At 44.7% G+C, this 774-nt stretch carries 1 protein-coding gene; it reads left to right on the top strand.

Going from position 1 to position 774, the window contains the following annotated elements; translation table 11 throughout:
• Positions 1 to 157: 157 nt before the first annotated feature.
• On the top strand, positions 158 to 598 hold the full coding sequence (locus A3735_RS00235) for a hotdog fold domain-containing protein (protein ID WP_068507593.1): 441 nt from the start codon (positions 158 to 160) through the stop codon (positions 596 to 598).
• Positions 599 to 774: the final 176 nt, after the last annotated feature.

Below are 774 nucleotides of genomic sequence, written 5' to 3'. Positions count from 1 at the left end.
TCTGACGAGGGTAAAAATAAATTACCGATACTCTACCCACTTATCCAGCAAGTAAACGAGAAGCTCAGTGAAGAATTTTCAGAAGAAGAGCTTGAAACCGTCAGTCGCTTCCTAAACAAGGTGATCGACATTTTTAAATAAGTACGCGGTATTCAATATGAGTCAATTTCTAGCAATGTTCCAACAAATGGGCCCAGAGATGTTTTCGAAGGGCGTTGCTCAAATCGCACCTTACTTTGGGACAATTGACCCAGAAGTCATTGACCTTAAACCAGGCTATTGTGAAGTTAGCTTGAAAAACCAAAAGAAGGTGCACAACCATATCGGTACCGTTCATGCCATTGCAATGTGTAACGCTGCTGAATTAGCAGGCGGTATGACAACTGACGTCTCGATTCCCGCTGGTGCCCGATGGGTTCCTCAAGGTATGACTGTTGAATATATCGCAAAAGCTAAAACAGACCTTAAAGTTGTGTGTGAAGCGGCAGACGTCGATTTTTCACAGGAAGGCAAGGTAGTCGTGCCCGTAGCAGCGTATGACACAGAAGGAACCAAGTGCTTTACCGCTGATATTACGATGAATGTGAAGCATAAGTAGGTTGATTGCTCCGCCCATTCTTTAAACATAGGCAGAGGATTCCATTCCCTCGCAGGATCAACCCTTGCTTGCCCGTCTGCGAGCCGTGGAAGACTCTGCCTACAATCAATCAGTCTTAATAATCGTCGTTAACTGGATAGGCGATTGAACCAGCTTCTCTTTACCCTCAATCATTG

The sequence above is a fragment of the Oleiphilus sp. HI0061 genome (assembly GCF_001635675.1).
The sequence above is the reverse complement of the archived record's forward strand: the minus strand, read 5'-3'. Positions and strand labels throughout refer to the sequence as shown.